Origin of the sequence: Streptomyces sp. NPDC006529 (assembly GCF_040611795.1) — a bacterium.
GTDB lineage: Bacteria > Actinomycetota > Actinomycetes > Streptomycetales > Streptomycetaceae > Streptomyces.
Map to the genome: position 1 here is coordinate 1 of NZ_JBEXPB010000113.1, position 2920 is coordinate 2920.

2 protein-coding genes are annotated in these 2920 nt (G+C 72.5%); both read right to left on the bottom strand.

Annotated features, from left to right (window positions below; translation table 11 throughout):
• A partial coding sequence (locus tag ABZY31_RS31140; protein WP_356417030.1) for a type I polyketide synthase occupies window positions 1-2288 on the bottom strand: 2288 nt, incomplete at its 3' end.
• Window positions 2289-2356: 68 nt separating this feature from the next.
• The coding region (locus ABZY31_RS31145; protein ID WP_356417032.1) for an acyl carrier protein at window positions 2357-2920 on the bottom strand (564 nt) is incomplete at its 5' end.

Consider the following 2920-nt stretch of genomic DNA (forward strand, 5'->3'; position numbering starts at 1 on the left):
TCCATGTGCGCCGAGTGGAAGGCATGACTGACCGTCAGCCTCTTCGCCTTGCGGCCGGCGAACGAAGCCACCACCGCCAGCACGGCATCCTCGTCGCCCGAGATCACGACCGACGCAGGCCCGTTGACGGCGGCGATGCTCACCCGCCCGTTCAGCATCGGCAGGACCTCGGCCTCCGACGCCTGCACCCCCACCATCACCCCACCCGAAGGCAACGCCTGCATCAGACGCCCGCGAGCGGCGACCAGCGCACACGCATCCTCCAGCGAGAACACACCCGCCACATGCGCGGCCGCGATCTCACCCACGGAGTGACCGGCGAGGAAGTCAGGCCGCACACCCCACGACTCCAGCAGCCGGAACAACGCCACCTCGACCGCGAACAACGCGGGCTGCGCGTACTCCGTACGGTCCAGCAGAGCGGCATCCGTCCCGAACAACACCTTCTTCAGCGGCAGTTCCAGGTTCATCCGCTCGCATACCGCGTCGAAGGCGGCCGCGAACGCCGGGAAGGCGGCGTACAGCTCACGCCCCGCCCCGAGCCGCTGACTGCCCTGCCCCGTGAACAGGAACGCCAGCTTGCCCGGCACCGGGCGGCCCCGGGTGACCCCCTGTGCGGGCTCCTCCGGGCCGCTCCCTGCGAGCAGTTCCAACCCGCGCAGCAGCCCCGCCCGGTCGGTGGCCGTGAGGACGGCGCGGTGCTCGAAGTCGGTGCGGCCGTTCGCGAGGGAGCCGGCGATGTCGGTGGCGTCCGGGCCGGGGTGGGCGCTCAGGTGGGCGTGGAGCTTCCCGGCCTGGGCCCTCAGGGCGGCCGGTGTCCTGGCCGACAGGTTCCACAGCGGCGGTACGGGCACCGGCGGCGCGGCCGGAGCCGCTTGCGGCTCCGCGGCCGCCGGACCCTCCGCCGGGGCCTGCTCGATGATGGTGTGGGCGTTGGTGCCGCTGATCCCGAAGGAGGAGACGCCCGCACGGCGCGGGGCGCCGGTCTCCGGCCACGGCACGGTGTCGGTGAGCAGCCGGACGGCGCCCTCGGACCAGTCGACGTTCGGGGTGGGTTCGTCGACGTGCAGGGTCCTGGGCACGATCCCGTGCTGCATCGCCATGACCATCTTGATGATGCCGGCGACGCCAGCGGCGGCCTGGGTGTGGCCGATGTTGGACTTCAGCGATCCCAGGAGCAGCGGCCGGTCCTGCGGCCGGTCCTGTCCGTACGTGGCCAGCAGCGCCTGGGCCTCGATGGGGTCGCCGAGGGTGGTGCCGGTGCCGTGGGCCTCCACGACGTCGATCTGGGCGGCCGAGAGCCGCGCCCCCGCGAGGGCCTCGCGGATGACGCGCTGCTGGGAGGGGCCGTTGGGGGCGGTCAGGCCGCTGCTCGCGCCGTCCTGATTGACGGCGGAGCCGCGGATGACGGCGAGGACGGGGTGGCCGTTGGCACGGGCGGCCGAGAGGCGTTCGAGGACGAGCATGCCCGCGCCCTCGCCCCAGCCGGTGCCATCGGCGGCGGCCGCGAACGACTTGCAGCGGCCGTCGCCCGCCAGGCCGCGGTGGCGGCTGAACTCGGTGAACGTTCCCGGTGTGGCCATGACGGTGACGCCGCCCGCGAGGGCGAGGTCGCACTCGCCGCTGCGCAGGGCCTGCGCGGCGAGGTGGACGGCGACGAGCGAGGAGGAGCAGGCCGTGTCGACGGTGACGGCGGGGCCTTCGAGGCCGAGGGTGTAGGAGATCCGGCCGGAGGCGATGCTGCCGGAGCTGCCGTTGCCGAGGAAGCCCTCGATCTCCTCCGGGACGCTGAACAGGCGTGCGGCGTAGTCGTGGTACATGAGGCCGGCGAAGACGCCGGTGCGGCTGCCGCGCAGCGAGACGGGGTCGATCCCGGCGCGTTCGAAGGCCTCCCAGGAGGTCTCCAGCAGGAGCCGCTGCTGCGGGTCCATGGCGAGGGCCTCGCGGGGCGAGATCCCGAAGAAGGCGGGGTCGAAGTGGTGGGCGTCGTGCAGGAATCCGCCGACCTTCTCGTACGCCTCGATGCTGCTCTCGGGATCGGGGTCGTAGAGGACCTCGGCGGGCCAGCCCCGGTCGTCGGGGTAGGGGGTGACCGCGTCCGTCCCGGCGGCGACGAGCTCCCAGAGGCGTTCGGGGGTGTCGACGCCGCCGGGGTAGCGGCAGCTCATCGCGACGACCGCGATCGGTTCCTGGTCGCGTTCCTCCACCTCGCGCAGCCGTCGGCGCGCCTCGCGGAGATCGGACGTCGCCCGCTTGAGGTAATCGAGGTACTTCTCCTCGTTCACCATGTCTTTACGCCATCCCGGTGGTCGAAGTGGTGGTCAAAGTGGTCTGGGTGGTCGTCCGGTCCCTGCGGTCAGGACAGGCCGAGTTCGTCGTCGAGGAGGTCGAAGAGCTCGTCGGCCGTGGCGGCCGAAATGTCCTGCTCGTCGGCGGCGGTGTCCGGTGCTGCACTGTGCGTGTCATTCCACTTCGCCAGGAGATCTCGCAGCCGGGCGGTGATGCCCGTGCGGTCGACGTCGTCGAGGGCGACGGTCGAGAGGATCGATTCGAGCTTGTCGATTTCGGCATGGACCGGCGGGCGGCCCTGGTTTCCCTGGCCGAGCCGTTCCCCGATGTACGCGGCGAGGGCCGCGGGGGACGGGTAGTCGAAGATCAGCGTGACGGGCAGTCGCAGCCCGGACGCGGCGGTGAGCCGGTTGCGCAGGTCGACGGCGGTGAGGGAGTCGAAGCCCAGGTCGAGGAAGCCGCGCCCGGCGTCGACGTCGTCGGGGGTGCCGTGTCCGAGGACCGCGGCGACCTGGGTGCGGACCAGCTCGCGCAGGGCCTGGTCGCGTTCGGCGGCCGGGAGGCCCGCGAGGCGGCCCTTCAGGGCGTCGGCCGGTTCGGTGGCGGAGGCCGCGGCGGCCGGGCGGCCGAT